The sequence below is a fragment of the Pantoea sp. Ep11b genome, from assembly GCF_040783975.1.
Classification (GTDB): Bacteria; Pseudomonadota; Gammaproteobacteria; order Enterobacterales; family Enterobacteriaceae; genus Pantoea.
Genome location: NZ_CP160631.1, coordinates 1,902,730 through 1,929,364, shown reverse-complemented (window position 1 = coordinate 1,929,364; position 26,635 = coordinate 1,902,730). Strand labels below are relative to the sequence as shown.

34 protein-coding genes are annotated in these 26,635 nt (G+C 53.9%); 23 read left to right on the top strand and 11 right to left on the bottom strand.

The annotated features are described in order from the left end of the window. Nucleotides 1–9: 9 nt before the first annotated feature. The 8 genes from AB1748_RS09105 to AB1748_RS09070 all read right to left on the bottom strand — a co-directional run bounded on the left by AB1748_RS09105 (nt 10) and on the right by AB1748_RS09070 (nt 5,947). A complete protein-coding gene (locus tag AB1748_RS09105; protein ID WP_367396282.1) occupies nt 10–1,485 on the bottom strand; it encodes a hypothetical protein in 1,476 nt (491 codons plus the stop codon). A gap of 531 nt (nt 1,486–2,016) precedes the next feature. Continuing rightward, nucleotides 2,017–3,348: a ParB/RepB/Spo0J family partition protein gene (locus AB1748_RS09100; protein WP_367396281.1), complete on the bottom strand. Its 1,332-nt coding sequence runs from the start codon at nt 3,346–3,348 to the stop codon at nt 2,017–2,019. Continuing rightward, the gene (locus AB1748_RS09095) at nt 3,345–3,479 is read right to left on the bottom strand and encodes a hypothetical protein (protein ID WP_367396280.1); all 135 of its coding nucleotides are present in this window, start codon (nt 3,477–3,479) and stop codon (nt 3,345–3,347) included. Before AB1748_RS09095 ends, AB1748_RS09100 begins: the two co-directional genes overlap by 4 nt. Further along, entirely contained in the window at nt 3,463–3,897 is a 435-nt protein-coding gene (locus tag AB1748_RS09090; protein WP_367396279.1) for a PerC family transcriptional regulator, read from the bottom strand. The genes AB1748_RS09095 and AB1748_RS09090 overlap by 17 nt, the downstream gene beginning before the upstream one ends. A gap of 12 nt (nt 3,898–3,909) precedes the next feature. Next, nucleotides 3,910–4,803, bottom strand: a complete 894-nt coding sequence (locus tag AB1748_RS09085; protein ID WP_367396278.1) for a conserved phage C-terminal domain-containing protein — start codon at nt 4,801–4,803, stop codon at nt 3,910–3,912. Nucleotides 4,804–4,806: 3 nt separating this feature from the next. After that, a complete protein-coding gene (locus AB1748_RS09080; RefSeq protein ID WP_367396277.1) occupies nt 4,807–4,974 on the bottom strand; it encodes a DUF4222 domain-containing protein in 168 nt (55 codons plus the stop codon). A gap of 186 nt (nt 4,975–5,160) precedes the next feature. Next, nucleotides 5,161–5,709: a YmfL family putative regulatory protein gene (locus AB1748_RS09075; RefSeq protein WP_367396276.1), complete on the bottom strand. Its 549-nt coding sequence runs from the start codon at nt 5,707–5,709 to the stop codon at nt 5,161–5,163. 28 nt (nt 5,710–5,737) lie between these two features. Then, nucleotides 5,738–5,947 (bottom strand): Cro/CI family transcriptional regulator, encoded by a 210-nt coding sequence (locus AB1748_RS09070; RefSeq protein ID WP_089414382.1) that lies wholly within the window; start codon nt 5,945–5,947, stop codon nt 5,738–5,740. Between the two features lie 99 nt (nt 5,948–6,046). On the opposite strand from AB1748_RS09070, the gene AB1748_RS09065 reads away from it, so the two are divergent. The 10 genes from AB1748_RS09065 to AB1748_RS09020 all read left to right on the top strand — a co-directional run bounded on the left by AB1748_RS09065 (nt 6,047) and on the right by AB1748_RS09020 (nt 10,931). Next, on the top strand, nt 6,047–6,691 hold the full coding sequence (locus AB1748_RS09065; protein WP_367396275.1) for a LexA family protein: 645 nt from the start codon (nt 6,047–6,049) through the stop codon (nt 6,689–6,691). A gap of 130 nt (nt 6,692–6,821) precedes the next feature. Continuing rightward, nucleotides 6,822–6,977, top strand: a complete 156-nt coding sequence (locus tag AB1748_RS09060; protein WP_176442671.1) for a hypothetical protein — start codon at nt 6,822–6,824, stop codon at nt 6,975–6,977. Between the two features lie 416 nt (nt 6,978–7,393). Next, on the top strand, nt 7,394–7,552 hold the full coding sequence (locus AB1748_RS09055; RefSeq protein ID WP_008925097.1) for a DUF1317 family protein: 159 nt from the start codon (nt 7,394–7,396) through the stop codon (nt 7,550–7,552). 10 nt (nt 7,553–7,562) lie between these two features. Next, nucleotides 7,563–8,006: a hypothetical protein gene (locus tag AB1748_RS09050; protein WP_367396274.1), complete on the top strand. Its 444-nt coding sequence runs from the start codon at nt 7,563–7,565 to the stop codon at nt 8,004–8,006. Beyond that, complete coding sequence (locus tag AB1748_RS09045) at nt 8,003–8,407, top strand: hypothetical protein (RefSeq protein WP_367396273.1); 405 nt, start codon at nt 8,003–8,005, stop codon at nt 8,405–8,407. Before AB1748_RS09050 ends, AB1748_RS09045 begins: the two co-directional genes overlap by 4 nt. Before the next feature lie 9 nt (nt 8,408–8,416). Then, on the top strand, nt 8,417–8,761 hold the full coding sequence (locus AB1748_RS09040; RefSeq protein ID WP_367396272.1) for a hypothetical protein: 345 nt from the start codon (nt 8,417–8,419) through the stop codon (nt 8,759–8,761). Continuing rightward, complete coding sequence (locus AB1748_RS09035) at nt 8,761–9,183, top strand: hypothetical protein (RefSeq protein WP_367396271.1); 423 nt, start codon at nt 8,761–8,763, stop codon at nt 9,181–9,183. Before AB1748_RS09040 ends, AB1748_RS09035 begins: the two co-directional genes overlap by 1 nt. Beyond that, complete coding sequence (locus tag AB1748_RS09030) at nt 9,183–9,530, top strand: hypothetical protein (RefSeq protein ID WP_367396270.1); 348 nt, start codon at nt 9,183–9,185, stop codon at nt 9,528–9,530. Before AB1748_RS09035 ends, AB1748_RS09030 begins: the two co-directional genes overlap by 1 nt. Nucleotides 9,531–9,553: 23 nt before the next feature. Further along, on the top strand, nt 9,554–9,823 hold the full coding sequence (locus AB1748_RS09025) for an excisionase (protein ID WP_367396269.1): 270 nt from the start codon (nt 9,554–9,556) through the stop codon (nt 9,821–9,823). Next, the gene (locus AB1748_RS09020; protein ID WP_367396268.1) at nt 9,807–10,931 is read left to right on the top strand and encodes a phage integrase Arm DNA-binding domain-containing protein; all 1,125 of its coding nucleotides are present in this window, start codon (nt 9,807–9,809) and stop codon (nt 10,929–10,931) included. The genes AB1748_RS09025 and AB1748_RS09020 overlap by 17 nt, the downstream gene beginning before the upstream one ends. A 123-nt stretch (nt 10,932–11,054) precedes the next feature. Here AB1748_RS09020 and icd read toward each other — a convergent pair whose 3' ends face one another. Further along, the gene (gene icd, locus AB1748_RS09015) at nt 11,055–12,305 is read right to left on the bottom strand and encodes an NADP-dependent isocitrate dehydrogenase (RefSeq protein ID WP_367396267.1); all 1,251 of its coding nucleotides are present in this window, start codon (nt 12,303–12,305) and stop codon (nt 11,055–11,057) included. A 104-nt stretch (nt 12,306–12,409) separates the two neighbouring features. Between icd and rluE the strand changes: the two genes are divergently transcribed. The 8 genes from rluE (at nt 12,410) to AB1748_RS08975 (ending at nt 20,262) form a co-directional block, all read left to right on the top strand. Continuing rightward, complete coding sequence (gene rluE, locus AB1748_RS09010) at nt 12,410–13,072, top strand: 23S rRNA pseudouridine(2457) synthase RluE (protein ID WP_111138686.1); 663 nt, start codon at nt 12,410–12,412, stop codon at nt 13,070–13,072. Nucleotides 13,073–13,116: 44 nt separating this feature from the next. Beyond that, entirely contained in the window at nt 13,117–13,590 is a 474-nt protein-coding gene (locus tag AB1748_RS09005; protein ID WP_111138685.1) for an NUDIX domain-containing protein, read from the top strand. Nucleotides 13,591–13,632: 42 nt separating this feature from the next. After that, on the top strand, nt 13,633–14,745 hold the full coding sequence (gene mnmA, locus AB1748_RS09000; protein WP_367396266.1) for a tRNA 2-thiouridine(34) synthase MnmA: 1,113 nt from the start codon (nt 13,633–13,635) through the stop codon (nt 14,743–14,745). 42 nt (nt 14,746–14,787) lie between these two features. After that, nucleotides 14,788–15,429: a high frequency lysogenization protein HflD gene (gene hflD, locus AB1748_RS08995; RefSeq protein WP_111138683.1), complete on the top strand. Its 642-nt coding sequence runs from the start codon at nt 14,788–14,790 to the stop codon at nt 15,427–15,429. Between the two features lie 44 nt (nt 15,430–15,473). Beyond that, entirely contained in the window at nt 15,474–16,844 is a 1,371-nt protein-coding gene (gene purB, locus AB1748_RS08990) for an adenylosuccinate lyase (protein ID WP_367396265.1), read from the top strand. Between the two features lie 104 nt (nt 16,845–16,948). After that, nucleotides 16,949–17,617, top strand: a complete 669-nt coding sequence (gene phoP, locus AB1748_RS08985) for a two-component system response regulator PhoP (protein WP_111138681.1) — start codon at nt 16,949–16,951, stop codon at nt 17,615–17,617. Between the two features lie 2 nt (nt 17,618–17,619). Beyond that, nucleotides 17,620–19,080, top strand: a complete 1,461-nt coding sequence (phoQ, locus tag AB1748_RS08980) for a two-component system sensor histidine kinase PhoQ (protein ID WP_111138680.1) — start codon at nt 17,620–17,622, stop codon at nt 19,078–19,080. A 57-nt stretch (nt 19,081–19,137) separates the two neighbouring features. After that, entirely contained in the window at nt 19,138–20,262 is a 1,125-nt protein-coding gene (locus AB1748_RS08975; RefSeq protein WP_111138679.1) for a cupin domain-containing protein, read from the top strand. Nucleotides 20,263–20,328: 66 nt separating this feature from the next. On the opposite strand, the gene pepT is transcribed toward AB1748_RS08975, so the two are convergent. Beyond that, nucleotides 20,329–21,558 (bottom strand): peptidase T, encoded by a 1,230-nt coding sequence (gene pepT, locus AB1748_RS08970; protein ID WP_111138678.1) that lies wholly within the window; start codon nt 21,556–21,558, stop codon nt 20,329–20,331. A gap of 53 nt (nt 21,559–21,611) precedes the next feature. On the opposite strand from pepT, the gene AB1748_RS08965 reads away from it, so the two are divergent. From AB1748_RS08965 to potD, 5 genes are read left to right on the top strand one after another with little or no spacing between them, the layout of a single operon-like run. Further along, on the top strand, nt 21,612–21,854 hold the full coding sequence (locus AB1748_RS08965) for a hypothetical protein (RefSeq protein WP_367396264.1): 243 nt from the start codon (nt 21,612–21,614) through the stop codon (nt 21,852–21,854). A gap of 15 nt (nt 21,855–21,869) precedes the next feature. Next, the gene (gene potA / locus AB1748_RS08960; RefSeq protein ID WP_111138677.1) at nt 21,870–22,985 is read left to right on the top strand and encodes a spermidine/putrescine ABC transporter ATP-binding protein PotA; all 1,116 of its coding nucleotides are present in this window, start codon (nt 21,870–21,872) and stop codon (nt 22,983–22,985) included. Next, the gene (potB, locus tag AB1748_RS08955) at nt 22,978–23,829 is read left to right on the top strand and encodes a spermidine/putrescine ABC transporter permease PotB (protein WP_111138717.1); all 852 of its coding nucleotides are present in this window, start codon (nt 22,978–22,980) and stop codon (nt 23,827–23,829) included. The genes potA and potB overlap by 8 nt, the downstream gene beginning before the upstream one ends. Beyond that, nucleotides 23,826–24,599 (top strand): spermidine/putrescine ABC transporter permease PotC, encoded by a 774-nt coding sequence (potC, locus tag AB1748_RS08950; protein ID WP_367396263.1) that lies wholly within the window; start codon nt 23,826–23,828, stop codon nt 24,597–24,599. The genes potB and potC overlap by 4 nt, the downstream gene beginning before the upstream one ends. Before the next feature lie 11 nt (nt 24,600–24,610). Beyond that, the gene (gene potD, locus AB1748_RS08945) at nt 24,611–25,654 is read left to right on the top strand and encodes a spermidine/putrescine ABC transporter substrate-binding protein PotD (RefSeq protein WP_111138675.1); all 1,044 of its coding nucleotides are present in this window, start codon (nt 24,611–24,613) and stop codon (nt 25,652–25,654) included. 136 nt (nt 25,655–25,790) lie between these two features. On the opposite strand, the gene cobB is transcribed toward potD, so the two are convergent. After that, nucleotides 25,791–26,624, bottom strand: a complete 834-nt coding sequence (gene cobB, locus AB1748_RS08940) for a Sir2 family NAD+-dependent deacetylase (RefSeq protein ID WP_293769539.1) — start codon at nt 26,622–26,624, stop codon at nt 25,791–25,793. Between the last annotated feature and the right edge of the window lie 11 nt (nt 26,625–26,635).

The window sequence follows — 26,635 nt, the reverse complement described above, 5'->3', positions numbered from 1 at the left end:
TTTATCAATTCAAGTTGATTGTTTTTCATTTTCACTTGAAACTTTATCTTTCATATTCGATTTCATCGCATCCAGCATCTCTTTGAGCATTTCTGTTTGGACTCCTTTAAGCAGTTTTACTTCTTCATTGAGATTTTTACGTTCAAGTGAATCCAATGGAGGCTTATGCAGCTCTTGAAGTACCGCAGAAACAAAAGCATCAACGCCGCTAGGTGAACTATCTTTTATTTCATTTCTGAAACTGACCATAGAAAGTGCCAAAACCCGCTTATATGCATAGTCCTCAATGATATGTTTCTGTTTAATATATTGAGTCGCACAAAACCACAAACCGCCTAATAAAAGCGGAACAACGCTAACTCTCGAAATCAAGTACAGAGCTTCTCTGTTTGAGCCATAACCCAATAGAGCCCACATGCAAACAATAACAGCTGCCGATAAAAGAACACCACACGAAATTAACCAACCTTTAACGGAACTCTTTGAGGCGATGTATTGATCATCATAAAATTTACCTAAAGAAACGGTACCTGATAAATTTAAAACAGCCTTTGCCTGAGTAATTAACTTTTCAGCCTCACTCAATTTTGAATCCAAGAACTCTTTAGCATTAGTTGCTTCATCATTATTTTCTTCGGCTATTTTCAACAGTCTATCTAATTGTTTCTTACTCAACTCAGCCTCTTTGGCTTCTTCTTCAGCCTTGGCCGCTGCCATTGACACTTTTGTTTCGTTGGTATGCATTTCCAGAATTCGAGTTTCCCACTCTTCTGCTTTCTCCTGAACCTTCTCAATTTCAAGAACAACCGCCGCTACTTCATCCTCAAGTTCCTTCTTATTTTTTTTCACTTCCTCTTTAAGCTTATTTATTTCGCCCAGAACATCCTCAGCAGATTCTCTCATGGCTATAACTAGATTTTTATTAACTTCAGATTTATCCAAGTTACTAATGAAATCCGATTGTAATTTTTCGACGACTAACAAATTTTCATTTAATTTTTTATATGTATCCCCTCTAGCCTCTGAACCTCTATAAGCAAAAGGCCGGAATAATGGTTTGAGTATATCTAACTGATCAGGCACATCAATAATTGGCAAATCGACGAATGGCCTTACTTGTTTCTCCCTGACATTACTTGTAGGATTCGGATAACTTAGTATCGAAGTAGTCTGCAGCTCACCTAATTTCCAGATAGGATCATACTCTTCTTCAGCTAAAATATTTTCGGATTGCTGATATAAGCCTTCTATATTTTTCAAAGTCAATTCGATAAGAGAAATTTCTTCAGGAGTAAAGAAAGAGCTAAGTACAAAACTACGTCTATTAAATGCTAAAAAAGTTGACCTCAGTATGACTTGAGTTTCTTGCAAGGTCATCTTTATAGAATATTCAGCTATCTCTTTATCAATATCAAAACCACATTTAATTAGCCCACTCTGAACATTATCTTTTAAATCAATTATTTTCTGGATGATGTCTTCCATAGTTTCACCAAATATATAAAAAAGTAGCGTTTTGGGATTTATCGCAATACATTACAACATTAACAATTGGCTTGGAAGATCAAAAAACCCTCTTTATGTCGTTGATGATATGTCTTTGGAATTTCTGTTTTGTCATTGAGAGTTCTCGTATGCACCTCAACAAATGAAGGATTGGACCCTGTTCTGATTTGAATAAAAACTGTACTAAGCACTCCATCACATTCAACAATTTTGCTTTTTTGAACAGTAAGTACATAACAAGCCACCATTTTAATAGGCGGCTAATTTGAAGATAGTCACTAATTTGTGGTTTTAAAACCTATCTAAAGAGAGGAACATCTCTGTAACCAAGCTGACCAACTCTCTGTTTGTTAACACAGAATGCTTTAGCATTTTCCGCTCCTCGCTCATAGCGGACCTTTAGCGTGATACCAATCTTGCCGAAAAAGCGCCCTCAGGCGCTTCTTTCATACCTTACCTAAAGGATTTATTCGTATCCCATGAAGCCAAGTAGAAACGGCAACATCAATATCATCCTGTCGCTCCCAAGTCTGGAATTGTCATCTGACTGACTACTTCGCGTATGGCCTGACGCAGCATGCGGATGTTAGTCCAGCAATCTCGGTTAGTCTGCTCCACCAGCGCGATAAACTCCTGAACCGTGCATAGCCTGTCCTGGCGGATTTCTGATAACACCGCAGAGAAGCGCTGCAACTGCTCACTTGCCAGCTCTGAATCATCGTGCTGCTCTGAAAGCCACAGTTTCAGTTCAAGATCGTCCTGATGCTGTTTGATGAGACGCACCGCTTTAGCTATCGTCTCTGCTGGCACTGTCACACAGGTAGGGTTCTCAACAGAATCTGCCGCCCAGGTGTGCGCGTATTTTGATTCGCTGTAGGTGTACCCTTCTTTCATTTTGAACGCGGCAATAACGCACGCCCAAGCCTCTACTCCGCTTTGCTCAAGGATTTCGTGTTTTAGAAGCGGCAGGTCATCACCGTTCTCTGCCTTAGCCGGGGCCGGTTGTTCGCTTACTGATTGAGTCACGCCGTAATGCTCTTTGGCGATCAGGATAATATCCATTAGCTCAGCCGCCTGCAGGTCAGACTCAAACGTCAGCGTAATGCGGGCGCCCTCATCGCTCTGTTCTGTCTGAGAGTGTTTAGCAATCAGCTCTGCAAGCTTGCGTGCCTGAGCCGCACTGAACTGCGGCATAGCATCGGTCTTTGTCAGCTTCTTCTTCCCTGCCGCTTTCGCTTTCTGCATCTGCTCCTGAGCAACGGATGAGGCCTTAACGCCATGTTCGCGCTGCAGAGCTACTGCTGTGGTTGCGGCCACTTCACCGGACTTCACCATTTCAATCAGAGGTTCGCCAACGGTCAGCAGCTGCAGGTGCTGTTCAACGTCGGTGATCGAACGTTTCACCTTAGCGGCAATCTCGGCTGGCTCTAAGCCCTGGTTAACGAGGCGCTGATAGGCTGCTGCACGTTCCAGCGGCAACAGAGCACGGCCCTGGCTGCTTGTGACCATGAACGCCACGCTGTCAGCTTCACTACCCACGAAGTCCTTACACTCAAGGCGCAGCGTGTAGCCTGCTTCCTGTGCCAGTTTCGCACCGTAATAGCGGTGATGGCCGTCGATGATCTTAATGCCCTTCTCCGTGACCTTTACAGCTAACGGAGGCACATGCTCACCAGCGATAAAGGCGTCGCGGAACTCCTCAACATGGGTCTGATCTATATCACGAATGTTGTAATTAGTTTCAACATACAGCTCATCAACACCCAGCAGGTAGGTTTTGCGGGTGGTGATGTCGGTATCGCTATTTTTCTTGTCGTCGTAAATGCGCGCTAATGTGCTCATGCTTTGGTCAGCTCCCATGTCAGGACAATAATCAGGGCGGCGATCATCACCGCTACGGTGCGGATGGCCTGGTAGAAAATCTCATTGCGTTGGTAGTGGCTCTTCAGGTGCGCTTTATTGGCGATCCTCACTCAGGAAGCTTTCGCCAATACGGCCTGTATCAAGCCCGCCATAGCTGCCGCAGTTCAGGGAACCCTCTGCTGCACAGCGGTCGCAGTTCTCTTTGGCTTCGTTGCGTGATGCATCGAACTTGGCCGCCAGCATTGCTTCACGCCATACCCGTGCTGCACGCAGCCAGAACCCTTTGCTCTCCAGTTCTGTAGCCTGTTTCGCCAGGTGGGTGTATTTCTCGCTCTCAACCGGTAACGGGGCGGTGTTGATCGAATAACTCCAGTCGCTGGCACGCTTGAGAGTCCCTCTGGTGAAAAGCGGTTTGATAAAGCGCTTCACTGAGGTCTCATGCAGGCCGGTAAGCTTGCAAAGTTCACGCACCTTCAGCGGGCCATTGCGGGTAATCAGTTCAAGAATTTTTGATTCGTGGTTGATCATGATTTTCTCCCGTTAACCGCGAAAGCCGTGAGGCACAGAGCTGTCAGGCTGTGGAATGACAGTGATATCCCGCTGCATGTTGCGCTTCAGAGCATTCCACTCAGAGCGTGGCGGGCGACCATGCTTATCCCACTTGGTTGCTGACTGGAGATACCCAGGGAGGTTGCCAGGTATGAACAGCGTTTTTGGACGCATGTACTGGTATTCCTCAGTCCCTTCCCAGTGGGTGTGTTTGTAATCCACCACCAGGCAAAGCTCTTCCACCGTAAATGCATCTTTCAGCCGGGATTTGATGTGACCCATCGACGACTGCGCCTCTGTGTGCTTAGCGCCAGTAACTTTGTTCAGGTGGCGTAAAACCTGACGGGAGCGATTGATAATTGACCACTCATCGTCTGGTTGCGACGCAACCTGACAAAAGGGTTTTTTATCTGATGGATCATGTTTTGAATTTACTGACGGATCGTCGCCAGATTCTGGCGGGTCAAAACTGTTATTTTTGCTGGATTCTGACGGGTGAAAATTTGATGTCTCAAAATTCGGTGCATCAGATTTTGATGCGTCATATTTTGATGTGTCAGATTCTGATGCCTCAGATTCTGACAGATGAGCGGCAGCCGATTCGCGGAGCTTTTTGACGTTCAACTGATACATGTTGGAGTTGTTGCGGTTACCTTTGCGGCGTGACGTGCTGGTCAGCCAGCCTTCACTTTCCAGCTTGCGGATCGAGGTACGAACGGTACTCGGACCAGCGCCAATCTGACGGGCAATGGTAGCGATTGACGGCCAGCAAACACCCTCATCGCTTGAGAAGTCAGCCAGGCGTGCCATTATGGCTACCATTGTGATCTTCATGCCGGATGATGCGCAGCCGTCCCAGACGAATGCAGATAATTTAACGCTCATTATTTACCTCAACTCTCTGAAATATTGCTTGAACCGTTCGAGAGAACTGAAGCACTCGCCATGTTCGTAGTTGTCATGCAGGTAGATAACCCTGTCGTTCTCTGGCTCCCAGCGAATGACCCGCACAGGGATGCCGCGCTTGTCGCGGAAGATTCGGTCGAGCTCTCGCATTTGGTCGCCTTCATTCGCTGGTTAGCATTGCCCACAGCCCAGTCAACAGAGCTGTGGTTAACTTCTTCGCTGACGCCTGGTACATTGAGCACATACCGCAGCGGCTCACTGCTGAGACGTCCACCAGCTGAAGGAAGGCAACGGAATTGCGGTAATCCTGATAATCTGATTAAATTGATCACGCGATTAGTTCTCCACACACGTTGATTTAGTCGCATCGAACGTCGCGGGCTGCAATCCTGCGGCGTTCACCTTTTCTGGCGGGCAAAACACGCGATACAGCAGCGTCAGATGCTCCTGCCATTTAGCCATAACCTGATAGCTGTTCTCTTCAATCTGCTCACGCTCATTTGCATCAATCACTCCATCAGCTGTTGCTTTGCGAATGTAGGCTGAGTGCTTGCCAATCCACTCAACTGACTCCATCATTCGCTGATTGATATCCGCGTTATCAACATCTTCAATGTCCACCAGTGGAACATTGACGCTGTTTGACTGACGGGATACGGCGTTAGCGATGTACTTGGTGCCGCTTGCCTGCTGCAGGACCATCGCCCAGCCCATTGGGAAAATCTGATCGCCATTAGTACGCAGGCGGTTGAACAGTGCATCCTCAGTCACGCCCAGCCATTCAGCAGCTTCTGCATACCCACCCGGAAGATTTGAAATAGTCTTCTTGATTGCTGCCACCAGCCATGCCGGTTGTTTCTCTACTTGCCAATGCTTTTGATCCACGGTAGTCCTCTGCTTTCTGTGGTTATCTTTACGAAGCGTTTGAAGTAGGCTTGTCGTAAAGGGACGGTTGGAATTTGAGCTTGCCTTTAGTGCGGAAGGCAGCTTCGGCGGCACGGCCTTTTGGAATTAAACCGCCCGGACGCTTTCGCCACTGATAAAAGGCTTCTGGTGAAACATTGAAAAAGGCTGCCGCCTTGTTTGGCGTACCGAAAAACTTCTCTAAATCACTGGTAGTCATAATGGCCTCCCCTAAGAATTCTTAGATAGTATTTTCTAATTTAACTTTGGTCAATAAAAACTAAGATAACTTAGTTACTTTTCATTTAGGGGATTTACTGTGAGCTCTCTTGGGGGGCGCGTTAGGGCGCTACGCATGGAAAAAAGGCTGACGCAGGGTCAGCTCGGTAAGGCAGTAGGCGTTTCGGACGTGACCGTAGGCTATTGGGAGCGCGATCAGAACACACCCGGAGGTTTGAAGCTTTCTAAGTTAGCTTCTGCGTTAGGTGTAAGCGAAACGTATTTATTGTACGGTAAGGAAGATAAATCAAACATTGCGCCTGCGCCTATCGGCAGCATGAAGGTTCCGGTAATAAGCTATGTGCAAGCTGGAGTCTGGAGCCCTGAATGTGATGCGCGCAATTTAGAAGGGAATATTGATTACGTGTTTAGCACTGGTAACTTCTCACAGGGAACGTTTGCCTTAAAAATCAAGGGCAAGTCGATGGAGCCAGATTTTGTTGAAGGTGACCTTATTCTTATCGATCCAGAACTTAGCCCTCAGCCTGGCGATTATGTTGTGGCTAAAAATGGCGAAGACGAAGCGACCTTTAAAAAGTACCGAGCCAGAGGTGTAACTGAAGACGGCAAAGAAATTTTTGAGCTTGTTCCTCTAAATGAAGACTTTGCTGTACGCAGTTCAGCCAAAGAAAAATTTAATATCATTGGCGTTCTCGTCGAACATCGTCGCCTTATGAGGCGTTAAACATATAAAAAATTTGGAGCCTAAATTTATTTAGGCTTTTTCTTGACCTTAAATCTAAGTTATCTTAGATTAATTGTAGCTTACTTAGCCGCGCTTGCAGGCGCCGTTTTTAAAAGTGTGTGGAGAGGCAATGAAAATGATCAAGAACATGTCGAACACAACGGTCAGGGACCTGATTACCTTTTTGAGGCTCTTCCCAGATGCTGATGTTGTCTGTTGTGGTGATGCCGGTGTGGTGAGTGTGCAGTGTGATGTTGAAAACGTGGTCCGCGGACCAGCGTTTTAAGAGTGCGAAATTGCTGTGTTGGCGGTTACTCATGAGGGTTTGTATAACCGCCTTTTTTCATAACGGTGAGAGCATTGCAAGAGCTGGAGCATGGGCAGTTATCAGGCGGGCGTGAGAACCTTTTTACCTGATAGCTGGAATTAAGCAGTGCTCTCACCGTTGTGGTGAATGCGGCCAGCGCGCGCGGAAGACTGACAAAGATTGCACACAGTCTAAGAGTTCCGCTCTGGTGTCTGTCAGTCTGACCAGAGCACCGGGAGGCACCCGGCACCGCAGCAACCTTTCAAGTGTGTGGAGTGATCGGGCTGTGGGTTATTGCAGTGACCCACCAGCCAAATTAAACGAATCCCAAAAGTTTTTTATTGCCGTCACTGGCAAGGGATTCATGCAACCAAAAATCGTGTGTGGAGAGTTTCATGGAAAAGCCAAATGACCATATAACCGTAGGCATTATTACCCTGCCCTACAGCCATATCCTCAACGGCTGGGTCATGCCTGACGGTTCAGTAATCACTAATCCTATTAAGGCGCAGAACGAAGCTGAGCGCCTTAATAGCACCATCACCATTCACTGAGGGCGATGACATGCATCACTTCAAATCGAATAAAGAAGTCGTCGCTGCCGGCCACCAGTTCGCTAAGAACATTGGCAAAGAAACCTCTCTGATGGACATAGCGAAGTTGGTTATCGAGCTATCATCGCGTCTCGACGTTGCCACCGTTCGCGCCAATCTGATGGCTGCAGAAGTTCTGCGCATCAATAGCGTGCTGCCTGACACCATTACCGCGCTCCAGCTTGCCGGTGCTGACATGACCCTGATCGATGACCTGAACGCAGCGCTGGCCACTCCAGCTTGTGATCAGTGGATTCGCACACTGCGCGGTGAAGCCCTCGGTGAAGCGCGACAGGCGGTAACAACGCTGGGTAATCACCACCAGCTAGGTATCTCTCATGCGATCAACATCATCTCTCAGATGGAAATGGATTTGCTCCGTACCCGCACGGTAACACTGAAGGTGGTGTCATGAAAAAGGTCGCCCAATTCCGGCGCAGCAACGGAGCAAATGCCGGATTCAGTGAAAAGTTAGCCTGGCAGTTATCAAAAGGCCCGGCAACGGGCCGTGAGCTAGCAGAACGCCTCGGTATGACCCTGAGTGAGTTCAACCGTTTAGTTCTCCACATTATGCGCAGAGGTGGCGAAACGCTGCAGGTTGAAGGCACGAATCAGGTCTGTCTGGGTGGCGGCTCTATTGACCGCACTTACACCCTGGTCAGAAATCCGCGCCGTGTTGCTCGACCACCACGCAAGCCAATGGTGATCAACTACAGGAATGACTGCTCTGAAGAGGCAAAGAAGCGCAACTGTGAAGCAGCCAAACGCCGCGCCCGTCTGATTGCCAGCGGGCTGTATCTGGAATGCATGGGTTAAGGATGGCGAATGATGATGAGTAAAGACGAACTACAGGATGCTCTGGATTTCGATCTCTTCCTAGGTGATTTCGGGGAGCAAGGTGATACCGAGCTTTCAAATGAAATAGTTCTGGGTCGCAAAAAATACGTCTGCTTCATTTGTAATGGGGAAATACAGCCAGGGGAAATCCACCGCAGCGCGAAATGGAAATTCGATGGTGAGTTGATGTCATATCGCTGCTGCAATGCCTGCTGTCTGGCAATGGTTCAAAGCGTTAATGGTGACTATCTCGAAACGGAAGATGGTGAAGACCCTATTGATGCCCGTTACGCGTTAGGAGAGCAACGCCGCGCCAGTAAGGATGGTGAGTGATGGAAAAGCTGAATGAGTTAGTTGAAGCGCTGTATCCGCAGTATGGTGCGCCAGGGTCGCGTGACGTTGATGTCACCGCTCGGCGGAAAGCAATCGACGAGTCTGCTGCAGCTATTGCCGAAGCATTTCGGGCACTGGAGCAACGCGCAGAAGCAGCAGAGGCGAAGCTGGCAGAGCTTGAGAAGCAGGAACCTGTGGCGTACCGCTGGGAAAGAACAACCGGAAAACGTTACGCGTCTTATAAATTGGCTGGGAAAGATGTTGAGCCATTATTCACACGCCCCGCGCCAGCTATCAACCTGACGGAGCTGGCAGACGTAACCCGTAGAGTCATTGACACCGGCCTATTAGCAACGCCTGAACATGAGTGCTTAGAAGCTAACTTATACGCCATGCTGCGCAATATTGAGGAGGCGGGCTGATGCCTAAATCCCCCGCCGAACGCAAAGCCGCGCAGCGTGCCAGACAGGCCGCTGCCGGTGGTAAAAAGCTGGAGCTGGCGCTGGATAGTCAGGAACTTGAGATGCTGGCGCAGAACTGCGCCGCACGCCGCCCCGGTCGTGAGCCGTATGAGCTGAACGAGTACATCGCGCTGTTAATCCGGAAGGATGCCTCTGAGCTGGCGCAGCAGATTGAGGTGCTGGGCATGCAGCAGTGCAGTAAGTGCAAAGAGCAGCTGCCAGTGCAGTCCTGCCCTTGCCAGGGTGAAGCAGCGTGCTGGGCCACCAGCGGCTGGCATGAATTGAGACTTAATATCGAGACGCCGTGACCTGTCACGGCTAAACAAACCTGATGCAGCAGGAATGTGTGGAGAAAAAAATGTCACGTTTAATAACTTTGTCAGCTTGGGCTGAGAGAGAGTTTGATGAGCCAATACCCAGCACCCCCACGCTTTTAAAATACGCAAAGAATGGCATGATAGCTCCTCAGCCAGTCAAGGCTGGACGCTGTTGGCGTGTAGAAAGAACGGCCCGTTTTATTGGGCTTTCTGCAAAGCCCGTTACCAAAAGTACTGATGATGAGAGACTAAGAAGGATTCTCGAAGATGGCACGTCCTCGTAAGTATAACGTGACGATCCCTGGACTATCTTGCTTTACAGACGCCCGCACTAAGCGGGTGTACTGGAGGTATAAACATCCTGTGACGGGAAAGTTTCATGGCTTGGGAACGGATGAAGTGGCTGCAAAAGAAATTGCTGTTGAGGCTAATTCAAGGCTCGCAGAACAGCAGATGGCTCAGCTTTTGAGAGTCAGGGATGAGATTAGCCGCGAGCAGAATAAAGGCATTTCTGTGGCGTCATGGGTAGAAAAATATTTGGTAATCCAGTCTGAAAGGTTACATGCCGGCGAAATCCGGCATAACACTCACAAACAGAAGCTGGCACCCCTCAAGGCATTTGTCTCTGAAGCAGGGATGAAAAGTCTCGACAGCATAACAGTTCGGGATATTGCTGAGCTGCTCGACCAGTACAAAGAGCGCGGACAAAATCGAATGGCTCAGATTGTGCGCATGGTATTGATTGACCTCTATAAGGAGGCCCAGCACGCAGGTGAAGTTCCGCCAGGGTATAACCCTGCACTGGCAACAAAAATGCCTCGTAACAAAGTGCAGCGTGAGCGCCTTAATTTTGAAGAATGGTCGTCAATATTCGATGCAGCAGTAGAGCTTCCTAACTACGTTCAGAACTCCATGCTCCTCGCTCTGGTGACCGGTCAGCGCTTAGGTGACATCGCAAAAATGAAGTTCGCCGATATATGGGATGGTCATTTGCATATTCAGCAAGAGAAAACTGGCACAAAGCTGGCAATCCCATTGTCTCTTCGCTGCGACGCTTTAAATCTCTCTCTGGAGGATGTCATATCTCGCTGCAGGGACAGGATTGTGAGCAAATTTGTAATCCATCACCATCACACGACAGCACAGGCAAAGCGTGGTGAAGCGTTGACCATCAGCTCTATCACTACCGGATTCAGTAAGGCACGCAAACTGACCAGCCTAAAATGGGATGCCGGAAGCCCTCCAACATTCCATGAGCAGCGGTCACTCGCTGAGCGCCTGTATCGTGAACAGGGCATGGATACGCAGCGCCTTCTTGGTCATAAAAACCAGACGCAGACGGATAAATACAACGATGACAGGGGTAAGGATTGGCTGGTTGTTGCTGTATAAAATGGTTCGTTTTCTGTTCGGTTTTGCAGAAGAGTTTTGCTGGAGTTTTGCAGAAGGATTTTAATGAAGGGAATTTCACCCCGGTCTCCACGAAGGAAACCGGAGTGAATTTAACAATGCGGATTACATATTTTCGATGATCGCTTCACCAAACTCTGAACATTTCAGCAGTTTAGCGCCATCCATCAGGCGTTCGAAATCGTAAGTCACGGTCTTGTTAGCGATAGCGCCTTCAACACCTTTAACAATCAGGTCAGCCGCTTCGAACCACTCCAGATGACGCAGCATCATCTCTGCGGAGAGGATCACGGAACCTGGGTTCACTTTATCCTGACCGGCATACTTCGGTGCCGTGCCGTGGGTTGCTTCGAACAGCGCACATTCATCACCGATGTTTGCGCCTGGTGCGATACCGATACCGCCAACCTGCGCAGCCAGGGCGTCAGAGATGTAGTCACCGTTCAGGTTCATACAGGCGATAACGTCATATTCAGCCGGACGCAGCAGGATCTGCTGCAGGAACGCATCCGCGATCACATCTTTAACGATGATCTCTTTGCCGGTGTTCGGGTTTTTGAACTTCATCCACGGGCCGCCGTCGATCAGTTCGCCGCCGAACTCTTCTTTCACTAACTGGTATCCCCAGTCTTTGAAAGAGCCTTCGGTGAACTTCATGATGTTGCCTTTATGAACCAGCGTCAGTGAATCACGATCGTTGGTGATGGTGTATTCCACTGCTGCGCGCACCAGACGCTTGGTGCCCTCTTCTGAGCAGGGCTTAACGCCGATACCACACTGCTCAGGGAAGCGGATTTTCTTCACGCCCATCTCTTCGCGCAGGAACTTGATCACTTTGTCCGCTTCAGCAGAGCCCGCTTTCCACTCGATACCCGCATAGATATCTTCGGAGTTCTCACGGAAGATCACCATGTCGGTCTCTTCAGGACGTTTTACCGGGCTTGGCGTGCCTTTGTAGTAACGTACCGGACGCAGGCAGACGTAGAGGTCAAGCTCCTGACGCAGGGCCACGTTCAGTGAACGAATACCGCCGCCGACCGGGGTCGTCAGTGGGCCTTTGATCGCCACGCGATATTCTTTGATTAAATCCAGCGTTTCCTGTGGCAGCCAGACGTCCTGGCCGTAGAGTTCTACTGATTTCTCACCGGTGTAAATCTCCATCCAGGAGATCTTACGCTCGCCGTTATAGGCTTTCTTCACCGCCGCGTCGACCACTTTCAGCATTACCGGGGAAACGTCAACACCGATACCGTCACCCTCGATGTAAGGAATGATCGGATTGTGTGGCACTGTCAGCTTGCCCTGATTCAGGGTGATTTTTTGACCTTCCGCCGGAACAACTACTTTGCTTTCCATTAACCTCTCCTGGGCGTTTGTTAATGATTTGTAAGATGCGGGTCAATACTACTTGAATATTTACGCCACGCCAATCACCGCAATTTCACGTTATAATGCGCCGAATGTTTCTGACTGCAAAGCCCATGCGAAAAACTTCTCAACGAATTCACCAGGATAAACGATTCAGCCGCCCGACGCGTGATACGCGGCGCGCCCCTGCCCGCCCCGCAGCCCCGCGCCGTGTCATTCTGTTTAACAAACCCTTCGACGTTCTGCCGCAGTTTACCGATGAAGCGGGCCGCCGCACGCTGAAGGATTTTGTCAGCGTCGCAGAGGTCTATGCCGCCGGTCGCCTCGACCGCGACAGCGAAGGATTGATGGTCCTGACCAATGACGGCGCCCTGCAGGCCGCGCTGACCCAGCCCGGTAAACGCACGGGTAAGGTCTATTATGTGCAGGTAGAGGGCGAGCCACATGAGGCGGATCTGCAGCCGCTGCGGGATGGGGTTAATCTGAAAGATGGCCCGACGCTTCCCGCTGGCATCGAAAAAGTGGCCGAACCGGCGTGGATCTGGCCGCGTCAGCCGCCGATTCGCGAGCGCAAAAGCATCCCGACCCAGTGGCTGAAGGTCACGCTTTATGAGGGCCGGAATCGTCAGGTTCGCCGGATGACCGCCCATATTGGCTTTCCCACGCTACGGTTGATCCGCTATGCCATGGGGAGTTATACGCTCGACGATCTGGCACCGGGCGCGTGGCGTGACATCAGCGACAGCCCGCGCTGAAAACCCTTTTTTTATAACCTCAGGTTAACAAACGCGGAGAAAGGATGTTTAAACCTCATGTTACTGTCGCCTGCCTGGTTCAGGCTGAGGGTGAACTGCTGGTGGTGGAGGAGACGATTAACGGTCGCGCCACCTGGAACCAGCCTGCCGGGCATCTCGAAGCCGATGAAACGGTGCAGGAGGCCGCCGCGCGCGAACTCTATGAAGAGACCGGCATCGCCGCGCAGATGCACTATTTCATCGGGATCCATCAGTGGATCGCCCCGGACAGTACACCTTTTGTGCGTTTTCTGTTTGGTGTCGATCTGGCGGAAAAGGCGCCTGCTCAGCCGCATGACAGTGACATCGATTGCTGCTGGTGGCTGCCGCCAGCGCAGATTCTCACTGCCTCTAACCTGCGTTCGCCGCTGGTGGCGGAGAGCGTGCGCCTGTGGCAACAGGGCATCCGTTATCCGTTACATCTGGTCAGCCCGTTCCAGTGGCCGTTTCATGAGGGTGCGCGCCTGCCTTCAGCATGATAGAATGCGCCGCCTGTTTTTTTATCGTAATGCGAGCGTGTCATGTCTGACAACAGCCAGAAAAAAGTGATCGTCGGTATGTCCGGCGGCGTCGATTCTTCCGTTTCCGCCTGGTTACTGCAGCAGCAGGGTTATCAGGTTGAAGGCCTGTTCATGAAGAACTGGGAGGAGGACGATGGCGAGGAGTATTGTACCGCCGCGGACGATCTGGCGGATGCGCAAGCGGTCTGTGACAAGCTCGGGATTAAGCTGCACAAGGTTAACTTTGCGGCGGAATACTGGGATAACGTCTTTGAGCACTTCCTCGAAGAGTATAAGGCGGGTCGCACGCCTAACCCCGATATTCTCTGTAACAAAGAGATCAAATTCAAAGCGTTCCTGGAGTTCGCCGCAGAAGATCTCGGTGCCGATTTCATCGCGACCGGTCACTACGTGCGTCGCAAGGATGTAGCGGGTCAGAGCCAGCTGTTACGCGGGCTGGATGGCAACAAAGATCAGAGCTACTTCCTCTACACGCTGAGCCACCAGCAGATCGCCCAGAGCCTGTTCCCGGTGGGTGAGCTGGAAAAACCGGAAGTGCGCCGCATCGCGGAGCAGCTGGATCTGATCACCGCGAAGAAGAAAGACTCGACCGGCATCTGCTTTATCGGCGAGCGCAAGTTCCGCGACTTCCTGGCGCGCTATCTTCCGGCGCAGCCTGGCGAAATCGAAACGACCCACGGCCAGATCGTCGGCGAGCATCAGGGGCTGATGTACCATACGCTGGGGCAGCGTAAAGGTCTGGGCATTGGCGGCCTGAAAGAGAGCAAAGATGACCCGTGGTATGTGGTCGATAAGGATGTGGCGCGTAACCGCCTGATTGTCGCCCAGGGTGGCGATCATCCGCGCCTGATGTCCGTTGGCCTGATTGCGCAGCAGCTGCACTGGGTCGATCGCAATCCGATCACCGCCCCGCTTCGCTGCACCGTGAAAACCCGCTATCGTCAGACCGACATTCCCTGTGAGATTATTCCGCAGGGCGATGATCGGATTGAAGTGCGTTTCGACGAGCCGGTAGCCGCCGTCACGCCGGGCCAGTCTGCAGTATTTTATCTTGGCGACATCTGCCTGGGTGGCGGTATTATCGAACAGCGCCTGCCGCTGGTGACAGAGTAAGCGGGCCTGGCCCGCATTGATGACGCGTAAACAGGAGTAACCGTGGCGAAAAATTATCGGGACATCACGCTGGCGCTGGCGGGGATCTGTCAGTCCGCGCATCTGGTGCAGCAGCTGGCTCAGCAGGGACACTGCCAGCCGGAGGCGCTGACCGTCTCGCTGCGCAGCGTGCTGGATCTCAATCCTGGCTCCACGCTGGCGGTGTTCGGCAACAGTGAAGCTAACCTGCGCCTCGGACTCGAAACCCTGATGGCGATGCTGAACAGCACCAGTCGCCAGGGCGCCGGGGCTGAACTGACCCGTTATACGCTGAGCATGATGGTGCTGGAGCGCAAGCTCAGCGGCAGCCAGTCTGCCATGAACACGCTGGCGCAGCGTATCAGCCAGCTGGATCGTCAGCTTGCCCACTATGAACTGGAGTCGGATACTATTCTCAGCGCGATGGCGGCCATCTACGTAGATGTGATCAGCCCGCTGGGCCCGCGCATCCAGGTCACCGGCTCTCCGGCGGTTCTGCAGAATACCCAGGTTCAGAGCAAGGTTCGCGCCACCCTGTTAGCCGGTATCCGTGCTGCCGTACTGTGGCAGCAGGTCGGTGGTGGCCGACTGCAACTGATGTTCTCGCGTCAGCGTTTGCTGCGTGAAGCGAAAACCCTCTTATCCCGGCTGCCACTGACTTACTAAGTCGGTGCGGCAAAACACTGCTAAATGATTCAGGAGTTGCACTGATGGAATTATCCTCTCTGACCGCCGTCTCACCTGTCGATGGTCGTTACGGCGATAAAGTCAGCCCGCTGCGTGCGATTTTCAGCGAATTTGGTTTGCTGAAATTCCGCGTTGAGGTTGAAGTTCGCTGGTTACAAAAACTGGCCGCGACCGCAGAGATCAAGGAAGTTCCTGCATTTGACGCTGACGCAAACGCTTTCCTCGATGCGATTGTCGCCGGTTTCTCAGAAGAAGATGCCGCGCGTATCAAAACCATTGAGCGCACCACCAACCACGATGTGAAGGCGGTAGAGTATTTCCTGAAAGAGAAAGTCGCCGATCTCCCTGCCCTGCACGCCGTCTCGGAATTCATCCACTTTGCCTGCACCTCCGAAGATATCAACAACCTGTCGCATGCGCTGATGCTGGAAACGGCGCGCCGTGACGTGATCCTGCCTTACTGGCAGCAGCTGATTGGCGCCGTGAAAGGGCTGGCCAGCGAATACCGCGATATTCCGCTGCTCTCCCGTACCCACGGCCAGCCCGCGACCCCTTCCACCATGGGTAAAGAGATGGCGAACGTCGCTTACCGCATGGAGCGTCAGCTGCGTCAGCTGAACCAGGTCGAAGTGCTGGGTAAAATCAACGGCGCGGTCGGCAACTACAACGCCCACATTGCCGCCTATCCTGAAGTGGACTGGCACACGCTGAGCGAAGAATTTGTCACCTCGCTGGGCGTGACCTGGAACCCCTACACCACCCAGATCGAGCCGCACGACTACATCGCCGAGCTGTTTGACTGCATCGCCCGTTTCAACACCATCCTGATCGATTTCGATCGTGATATCTGGGGCTACGTGGCACTGAACCACTTCAAACAGAAAACCATCGCCGGTGAGATTGGCTCCTCGACCATGCCACACAAGGTCAACCCGATCGACTTCGAAAACTCCGAAGGCAACCTGGGCCTGGCGAACGCCGTGCTGCAGCACCTGGCCAGCAAACTGCCGGTTTCCCGCTGGCAGCGTGACCTGACCGACTCCACCGTGCTGCGTAACCTCGGCGTGGGCGTGGGTTATGCGCTGATCGCCTATCAGGCCACGCTGAAAGGCATCTCCAAGCTGGAAGTGAACCGCGACCGCCTGCTGGACGAGCTGGATCACAACTGGGAAGTGCTGGCCGAGCCGATCCAGACTGTGATGCGCCGTTACGGCATCGAAAAGCCGTATGAGAAGCTGAAAGAGCTGACGCGCGGCAAGCGCGTGGATGCCGCCGGTATGCAGGCCTTTATCGACAGCCTGGCGCTGCCGGAAGAGGAGAAAGTGCGTCTGAAGCAGATGACGCCGGCAAACTATCTTGGCCGTGCTATCCGGATGGTTGACGATCTGAAATAATGCCCGCCGCAGACCGGTTCTCTCCGGTCTGCGTTAACATCTTGTTTAATACATTTCGCGTATACTTTCTGCAGGTTGACTCAAACAGAGTGTAAGGAATTTCTATGCGTGTTCTGGTTGTTGAAGACAATGCCCTGCTGCGCCATCATCTCGCCGTCCAGTTACGTGACATGGGCCATCAGGTCGATGCCGCCGAAGACGCCAAAGAAGCCGACTATTTTCTGCGGGAACATCTGCCGGATATCGCGCTGGTAGACCTCGGGCTGCCGGATGAAGATGGCATGTCGCTGATTCGCCGCTGGCGCAGTGATGCCGTGCGTCAGCCGATCCTGGTGCTGACCGCCCGTGAAGGCTGGCAGGCAAAAGTCGAGGCGCTGGAAGCCGGTGCGGATGACTATGTGACCAAGCCGTTCCACATTGAAGAAGTGGCCGCACGTCTGCAGGCACTGATGCGCCGCAACAGCGGACACGCCTCGCAGATCATTGATATGCCGCCCTTCCAGGTGGATCTCTCCCGTCGCGAACTGACGGTTAATGAGGAGCCGGTGAAACTCACCGCCTTTGAGTACACCATTGTCGAGACGCTGATCCGTAATGCAGGAAAAGTTGTCAGCAAAGATTCGCTGATGCTGCAGCTCTATCCGGATGCAGAACTGCGTGAGAGCCACACCATCGACGTGCTGATGGGCCGTCTGCGCAAAAAGATCCTGGCGCTGCACCCGACCGACGTGATCGCCACCGTGCGTGGCCAGGGTTACCGCTTTGATCTCTGACCATGTCCTGGTTTAATCGCTATCGCCCGATTTCGCTGCGGGCCCGCTTTCTGCTGGCCTCCGCAGCTATCGTTCTGTTCCTCTCCCTCTCTTATGGCATGGTCGCGGTCATTGGCTATGTGGTGAGTTTCGACAAAAATACCTATCGTGTGATGCGGGGCGAGAGCAACCTGTTCTTTACGCTGGCGCAATGGCATGACAACAAGCTCACCATCGCTCAGCCGGAACGGATGACGCTTAACTTCCCGACACTGGTGTTTATCTACGATGAGCACGGCAAACTGCTGTGGCAGCAGCGCGACGTGCCGGATATCCGTAAAAAGATCCGCCGGGAGTGGTTGCTGAAGCCTGACTTCTACGAAATTGATACCAGCAACCATACCAGTATGATGGCGATGGGTAATAACCTGAACGCACAGCAGCGGCTTAATGACTGGGATACAGACAGCAACGACACTTTCACGCACTCGGTTGCTGTGAACCGTTACGATGCCACCACCAATCTGCCTGCGCTCACCATCGTCGTGGTGGACTCGATCCCACAGGAGCTCCAGCACTCGGACGTCGTCTGGTCGTGGTTCAGCTATGTGCTGGCGGCGAACCTGATCCTGATAGTGCCGCTGCTGTGGCTGGCGGCGCACTGGAGCCTGCGGCCTATCGGCACCCTGACCCAGCAGGTGCGTGAACTGGAGACCAGCCAGCGCGAAAATCTGGCGGACAATCCGCCGCAGGAGCTGCGCAGCCTGGTGCGTAACCTCAATCTGCTGCTGACGAATGAGCGGCAGCGCTACACCCGTTATCGCACTACCCTGTCTGACCTGACCCACAGCCTGAAAACGCCGCTGGCCGTGTTGCAGAGTACCCTGCGGTCGCTGCGCAACGGGAAAGAGCTGACGGTGGAACAGGCTGAACCGGTGATGCTGGAGCAGATCAGCCGCATCTCGCAGCAGGTGGGATACTATCTGCATCGCGCCAGTATGCAGGCCGACCACAATCCGCTGCAGCGCGACCTGCACTCCGTTTCCGGCCTGCTCGACAGCCTCTGTTCGGCCCTGAACAAAGTCTATCAGCGCAAAGGCGTGGCGATTACGCTTGATATCTCGCCGGAGCTGACCTTCGTCGGCGATCAGAACGACTTTATGGAAGTGCTGGGCAACGTGCTCGATAACGCCTGCAAATATTGCCTGGAATTTATCGAAGTCAGCGCGTTTCAGAGTGAAAACGTGCTGCACCTCTACATCGACGATGATGGCCCCGGCATCCCTGAAAGCAAGCGCGATCTGGTGTTTGTCCGTGGCCAGCGGGTGGACACCCTGCGACCCGGCCAGGGATTAGGCCTGGCGGTGGTGCGCGATATTCTCGAACAGTATGAGGGTAACGTCATCGCCTCCAGCAGCGCGCTGGGTGGCGCGCGGATGGAAGTGATCTTTAAGCGCCAGGAAGTCGAACATCGCCGCGAGTAGAAACCGTCCGGGGCTGTTATACTTGCTGGCATTTGCAGCCCTAAGCGGAACCCTTGTATGGACTATCAGCTCGATCTTAACTGGCCCGATTTTATTCAGCGCTACTGGCAGAAACGCCCGGTTGTGCTGAAGCGTGGTTTTAAAAACTTTGTGGATCCTCTTTCCCCGGATGAACTGGCCGGACTGGCGATGGAAAACGAGGTGGACAGCCGCCTGGTCAGCCATCAGGACGGTAAATGGCAGGTCAGCCACGGCCCGTTTGAGAGCTACGATCACCTGGGCGAGAACAACTGGTCGCTGCTGGTTCAGGCGGTTAACCACTGGCATGAGCCTTCGGCGGCGCTGATGCGTCCTTTCCGTTTCCTGCCCGACTGGCGCGTTGACGACCTGATGGTCTCATTTGCCGTGCCTGGCGGCGGTGTCGGCCCCCATTTCGATCAGTATGATGTCTTTATTATTCAGGGGATGGGCCGCCGTCGCTGGCGCGTCGGGGAAAAGGTGCCGCTGAAGCAGCACTGCCCGCACCCGGATCTGCTGCAGGTCGAACCCTTTGACGCCATCATCGATGAGGAGATGGAGCCGGGCGATATTCTCTATATTCCGCCAGGATTCCCGCATGAAGGCTACTCGCTGGAGAACGCGCTGAACTACTCTGTCGGCTTCCGCGCCCCCAGCGGCCGCGAGCTGATCAGCGGATTCGCCGACTATGCGCTGGCCAATGAACTGGGCAGCCTGCGCTTCAGCGATCCGGATGTACCCGCGCGTGACTGCCCGTCGCAGATCCTGCCGCAGGAAATTGAAGGGGTGCGTCAGCTGATGCTGGATGTGGTCAATCAGCCTGAACATTTCGAACGCTGGTTCGGCGAATTTATTTCACAGTCACGCCATGAACTGGATGTCGCGCCGCCGGAACCGCCTTATCAGCCTGACGAGATCTACGATGCGCTGCAGCAGGGTGACGCCCTGAGCCGGTTAGGTGGCCTGCGAGTGCTGACGATTGGCGAGGCGGTCTATGTGAACGGCGAGCAGGTTGAGTGTTCGCGTCCTGAGGTGATGGCGGTTCTGGCCCATCACAGTCGCATCACGCTGGACGATCTGGGTGATGCGCTGGACGATCCGGCTGTGCTGGCGCAGATCGCTGGTCTGGTGAATGCTGGTTACTGGTACTTCGGCGACGAATAAGCCGCGCGGCGCATCCCTGCGCGGCGGCTGAATCAGGCGCTCTGTCACGGTGACAGAGCGCCTTTTTTAATCCTTCTTCTGTGCCGCCAGCTCTGACAGGCGCACAATCACCTCGACCGATTTCGCCATGATATTCAGTGAGGCAAACTCATGTTTACCATGGTAGTTGTAGCCACCGGTAAAGATGTTCGGGCACGGCAGGCCTTTCCATGAAAGTGCCGACCCATCGGTTCCGCCGCGGATCGGCTTCACTACCGGCTCAATGCCGCAGTCGCGCATCGCCTGCAACGCCAGCTCGATGATGTGCGGGAACGGCTCAACCTTTTCACGCATATTACGGTAGCTGTTGGTGATGTCGACCGTCACTGAGCAGTCCGCATGCAGGCTCCTGTTAATCTCCGCAGCAATCTGCAGCAGCGTTGCTTTACGCTGCTCAAAACGTTCAGTCTCAAAATCACGGATGATGTAGAGCATTTCGGCGTGTTCGACCGTGCCCTTGATCTGATGCAGATGATAGAAACCCTGATAGCCGTCGGTGAACTGCGGTTTTTCGCTGGCCGGAACCGCCGCGTGGAACTGGTTAGCCAGATCCAGCGCATTCACCATCACCCCTTTAGCCGAACCAGGATGCACATTGTTGCCGACGATTTTCACGGTGGCCGAGGCGGCGTTGAAGTTTTCATACTCGAACTCGCCCAGATCGCTGCCGTCGATGGTGTAGGCCCAGTCTGCGGCAAAAGCTTCTACGTCAAAGTGCGAGGTGCCGCGGCCAATCTCCTCATCGGGCGTAAAGGCCACGCGAATAGCGCCGTGCGGCCTGTCGCTGGCGGCCAGTTCCGCCATCGCCGTCATGATCTCGGCAATACCCGCTTTATCGTCCGCGCCCAGCAGGGTTTTACCATCGGTGGTGATCAGCGTGTGGCCGATCAGCTTGTGCAGCACCGGGAACATCACCGGCGACAGAATCTCATTGCCGTTACCCAGCGCAATATCGCCGCCGCGATAATTCTCGATGATCTGCGGATTCACATGCTTCGCCGTAAAATCGGGAGAGGTATCCATGTGGGAGATGAAACCGATGACCGGCGTCGGCCAGTCAACGTTGGCGGGCAGCGTGCCCATGACGCAGCAGTGATCGCTTAAGGTGACATCGACAAAGCCCAGCGCCAGCAGCTCCTCCTGCAGCTGACGCGCCAGCGTCCACTGCCCTTCACTGCTGGGCACCTGGCGCGCCTGCGGCTTAGCCTGGGTCTCAACTGCCACATAACTCAAAAAGCGCTCAAGTAACTGTTCCATATCCCATCCTTTAAAAGTGCCGTCCGCTATTATTCACAGACCCGCCGAACGCAATGTTGCGTAAAATCATTCGCAGACAGGTTAGCGCGGTCGGGAACCTTTGGGAAAGCAATAAGCCTGAAAAAAGCGACACACCGGTGAATGTTGCGGCCAATCCCGCACTATTTCCTGTAACGGCCCCCATTAGCGCCGATCGGGCGGCCAAATCATGGCATTACCGCATTTTTCAGGTATCATCCGCCCTCTTTGCTGGCTGGCCGTATGATGCGGCTACGCTGAAACTGTCCGACCTCTAACAGACTGAGACTAAAATGACGCAAACACGCGCACAGCAGGCGCTGGTTACGCTTTCTGGCATCAGTAAAGCTTTCGACGGTAAAACCATCATTGATGATTTTAACCTGACCATTCATCACGGTGAGTTCATCACCCTGCTCGGCCCGTCGGGCTGCGGCAAAACGACGATCCTGCGCCTGATCGCCGGTCTGGAAGATGCCGACCGTGGCCGGATTTTGCTCGACGACCAGGAGATTACCAGCACGCCCGCCGAGCATCGTCACGTCAATACCGTGTTTCAGAGCTATGCGCTGTTTCCGCATATGACGGTGTTTGAGAACGTGGCGTTTGGCCTGCGGATGCAGAAAACGCCGGCAGCGCAGATTAACGAACGGGTTAACGAGGCGCTGGCGATGGTGCAGCTGGAGAGCTTCGCCGATCGGCGTCCGCATCAGCTCTCTGGCGGCCAGCAGCAGCGGGTGGCGATCGCCCGCGCTGTGGTCAACCGGCCCAAAGTGCTGCTGCTGGATGAGTCACTCTCGGCGCTGGACTACAAGCTGCGCCGTCAGATGCAGAATGAGCTGAAGGCGCTGCAGCGTAAGCTCGGCATCACCTTCATCTTTGTCACGCACGATCAGGAAGAGGCGCTGACCATGTCCGACCGTATCGTGGTGATGCGTGACGGCAAGGTAGTACAGGATGGTACGCCACGCGAAGTCTACGAAGAGCCTGAAAATCTGTTTGTCGCCCGCTTCATCGGCGAAATTAATCTGTTTGATGCAGAAGTTATCGCCGCCGATGACGCGCCTGCGGTGCGTGCGCGGGTCGAGGGGCGCGAATGCCAGATCCACTGTCCCTTCCCGGTGAGTGCCGGTGACCGGCTCCATGTGATGCTGCGACCGGAAGATCTGCGGGTCGATGAGATCCATGATGAGCGCCCGGCAGATGGCCTGATTGGCTATGTACGCGAACGAAACTATAAAGGCATGACGCTGGAGTCCGTGGTCGCGCTGGAGAATGGCAAGCTGATTACGGTCAGCGAATTCTTTAATGAAGACGATCCAGACTTCGACCACTCGCTGAATCAGAAGATGGTGGTGAACTGGGTGCCAGGCTGGGAGGTGGTGCTGCCCTATGAAGCTGATGCGTAATGGTTTTCAGAAGTGCGTTATCGCGCTGATTGTCGGCTGGCTGACGCTCTTCGTCTTTATCCCTGATCTGATGATCTTCATCACCAGCTTTCTGACGCGTGATGAAGCCCGTTTTGTCAGCACGACGCCGACGCTCAGCAACTATGGTCGCCTGCTCGATCCGCTCTATGCAGAGGTGCTGCTGCACTCTCTGAATATGGCGCTGATCGCCACACTCGGCTGCCTGCTGCTGGGCTATCCCTTCGCCTGGTGTCTGACGAAACTGCCGCCGCGCCTGCGTCCGCTGATGCTGTTCCTGTTGATTGTGCCGTTCTGGACCAACTCGCTGATCCGTATCTATGGCCTGAAAATCTTTCTCAGCACCCGTGGCTGGCTGAACGATGGCCTGCTGTCGCTGGGGGTGATCGACAAGCCGTTTCGCCTCATCTATACCCCGGAAGCGGTGATCCTCGGTCTGATCTATATCCTGCTGCCGTTTATGGTGCTGCCACTCTACTCCAGCCTGGAGAAGCTGGATAAGCCGCTGCTGGAAGCGGCGCGCGACCTGGGTGCCGGTAAGCTGCAGACCTTTTTCCGGGTGATTCTGCCGCTGACCATGCCCGGCATTATCGCGGGCTGCCTGCTGGTGTTTATCCCGGCGATGGGGCTGTTCTATGTTGCCGACCTGATGGGCGGCGCCAGGAACCTGCTGATTGGCAATATTATCAAGAGCCAGTTCCTGAATATCCGGGACTGGCCACTGGGGGCTGCCACCAGCGTCGTCATGACTTTGATAATGGGGTTGCTGCTGCTGATCTACTGGCGCGTCGCACGACTGCTGAATAACAGGATGGATTTAGGATGATGGCTCGCCTGTTACGCGGCTCTTTCATGGCGCTGATTTACGCCTGGTTCTACATACCGATCATGATTCTGATCGTCAATTCGTTTAACGCGTCCCGGTTTGGTATCAACTGGCAGGGTTTCACGACGACGTGGTACAGCCTGCTGCTGAACAACGACAGCCTGCTTCAGGCGGCGCAGCATTCGTTGATCATGGGCGTGCTCTCTGCCAGCTGCGCCACGCTGATCGGTGCGCTGACCGCCGTGGCGCTCTATCGCTACCGTTTCCGCGGCAAGCCGTTTGTCAGCGGCATGCTGTTTGTGGTGATGATGTCGCCCGACATTGTGATGGCCATCTCCCTGCTGGTGCTGTTTATGCTGCTGGGCATTTCGCTGGGCTTCTGGTCGCTGCTGATCTCCCATATCACTTTCTGCCTGCCGTTTGTGGTGATTACGGTCTACTCGCGACTGAAAGGGTTTGATGTGCGGATGCTGGAGGCGGCCAAAGATCTCGGTGCCAGCGAAACGACCATCCTGCGCAGGATCCTCCTGCCGCTGGCGATGCCCGCTGTCGCGGCGGGCTGGCTGCTGAGCTTCACCCTGTCAATGGATGATGTGGTGGTCTCGTCGTTCGTCTCCGGCCCGACGTTTGAGATCTTACCGCTGAAGATCTACTCCATGGTAAAGGTTGGCGTCTCACCCGAGGTGAATGCGCTGGCCACCATTTTACTGCTGCTGTCGTTGCTGCTGGTTGCGGCCAGCCAGTGGTTACTGCGCGACAGAAATCGATAAGAGGAAAGAGGATGAAAAAGCGATCTCACTGGCTGGCGGCAGGTGCGCTGCTGCTGGGCATGAATGTGGCTCAGGCCGACGACAGCAACACGCTCTACTTCTATAACTGGACGGAGTATGTGCCGCCGGGGCTGCTGGAGCAGTTCACCAAAGAGACCGGGATTAAGGTGATCTACTCCACCTATGAATCCAACGAGAGCATGTACGCCAAGCTGAAAACCTGGAAGGATGGCGCATACGATCTGGTGGTGCCCTCGACCTATTTCGTGGCAAAGATGCGTAATGAAGGGATGCTGCAGAAGATCGATAAAAGCCAGCTCAGTAACTTCAGTAACCTCGATCCCGATCTGCTGAATAAGCCGTTCGATCCCAACAATGACTACTCGATCCCCTATATTTGGGGCGCCACGGCGATCGGCGTGAACACCGATGAGATCGATGCCAGCAAGGTGACCCGCTGGGCCGACCTCTGGAAGCCGGAATATAAGCAGAGCCTGCTGCTGACCGACGATGCGCGCGAGGTGTTCCAGATGGCGCTGCGCAAGCTGGGCTACTCCGGCAATACCCGCGACCCGGCGCAGATCAAAGCGGCGTATCTGGAGCTGAAAAAACTGATGCCCAACGTGCTGGCTTTCAACTCCGATAATCCGGGGAATCCTTATATGGAAGGTGAGGTGAATCTGGGGATGCTCTGGAATGGGTCGGCTTATGTCGCGCGTCAGGCGGGCACGCCGTTAGCGGTGGTCTGGCCTGAAGAGGGCGGCATCTTCTGGATGGATAACCTGGCAATCCCGGCCAATGCGAAAAACAGAGCCGGCGCGCTGAAGCTGATCAACTTCCTGCTGCGCCCGGACGTCGCCGCCAGAGTCGCGGAAACCATCGGTTATCCCACGCCGAACCTGGCCGCCAAAGCCCTGCTGCCACCGGCCGTGGCGAACGATCCTTCGCTCTATCCCCCCGCCGACGTGATTAAAAAGGGTGAATGGCAGGATGACGTGGGTGAGGCCAGCGTTCAGTACGAAACGCTGTTCCAGCAGCTGAAAGCCGGGCGCTAAAGCAGCAGGCTGAGAGGGGGCGCGGAGCAAAAGCGCCGCGTGCCCCAGCTCAGCTCCGCGTTGTGGCGTCTCAGGGGCGGTTTTACGATCCGGCACAGACGCTCTGCGCCGGGTCAGCGTCACTCACCCGCCCCGCTTACCGGAAGCAACCACGCAGCAGTTTGTGAACAAACTCCGGGACGACTTCGCTCGCCAGGCCATAGTGCCGTTCGGCAAACTCGTTGCCGACCTGGCTCGGTTCAAGATTGAGTTCAACCGTATGCGCGCCCTGAAGTTTAGCCTCATGCACGAATCCCGCCGCCGGGTAGACGTGGCCTGAGGTGCCAATCGCAATAAAGTAATCGGCCTGCTCCAGCGCCTGATAAATCTCCTCCATACCCAGCGGCATCTCACCGAACCACACCACATGCGGCCGCAGCGCCGAGGGGAACTGGCAGCAGGTGCAGCGGTCGTCCGGGGTGATATCGCCGCTCCACTCGATCACCTGACCGCTGGAGACGCAGCGCACTTTTAACAGCTCGCCGTGCATATGCAGCACCCGGCTGTTGCCGGCCCGTTCATGCAGGTTATCGATGTTCTGCGTCACCAGCAGGAAATTGTCGCCTAACACCTGCTCCAGCTCCGCCAGGGCCACATGCGCCGCGTTGGGCTGGATCTCTGGCTGCTGAAGCTGCTGGCGGCGCGCGTTGTAGAAGCGCTGCACCAGCGCCGGATCGCGCTGAAAGCCCTCCGGTGTCGCCACATCTTCAACGTGATGCTCTTCCCACAGGCCGTCAGCGGCGCGGAAGGTGCGGATGCCGGACTCCGCAGAGATGCCCGCGCCGGTCAGCACGACCACATGCGGCAGAGGATGGGCGGCCAGTTCGGCCTGACGGTCGCGCTCAAAAATGCGCTGACGGAAGCGCTGATGCACCTTTCTCCGGGTTTTCTTCAGGCGGGCAAGTCGCAGGCGGCGACGTGGTGTACGCATAAAATCTCCTG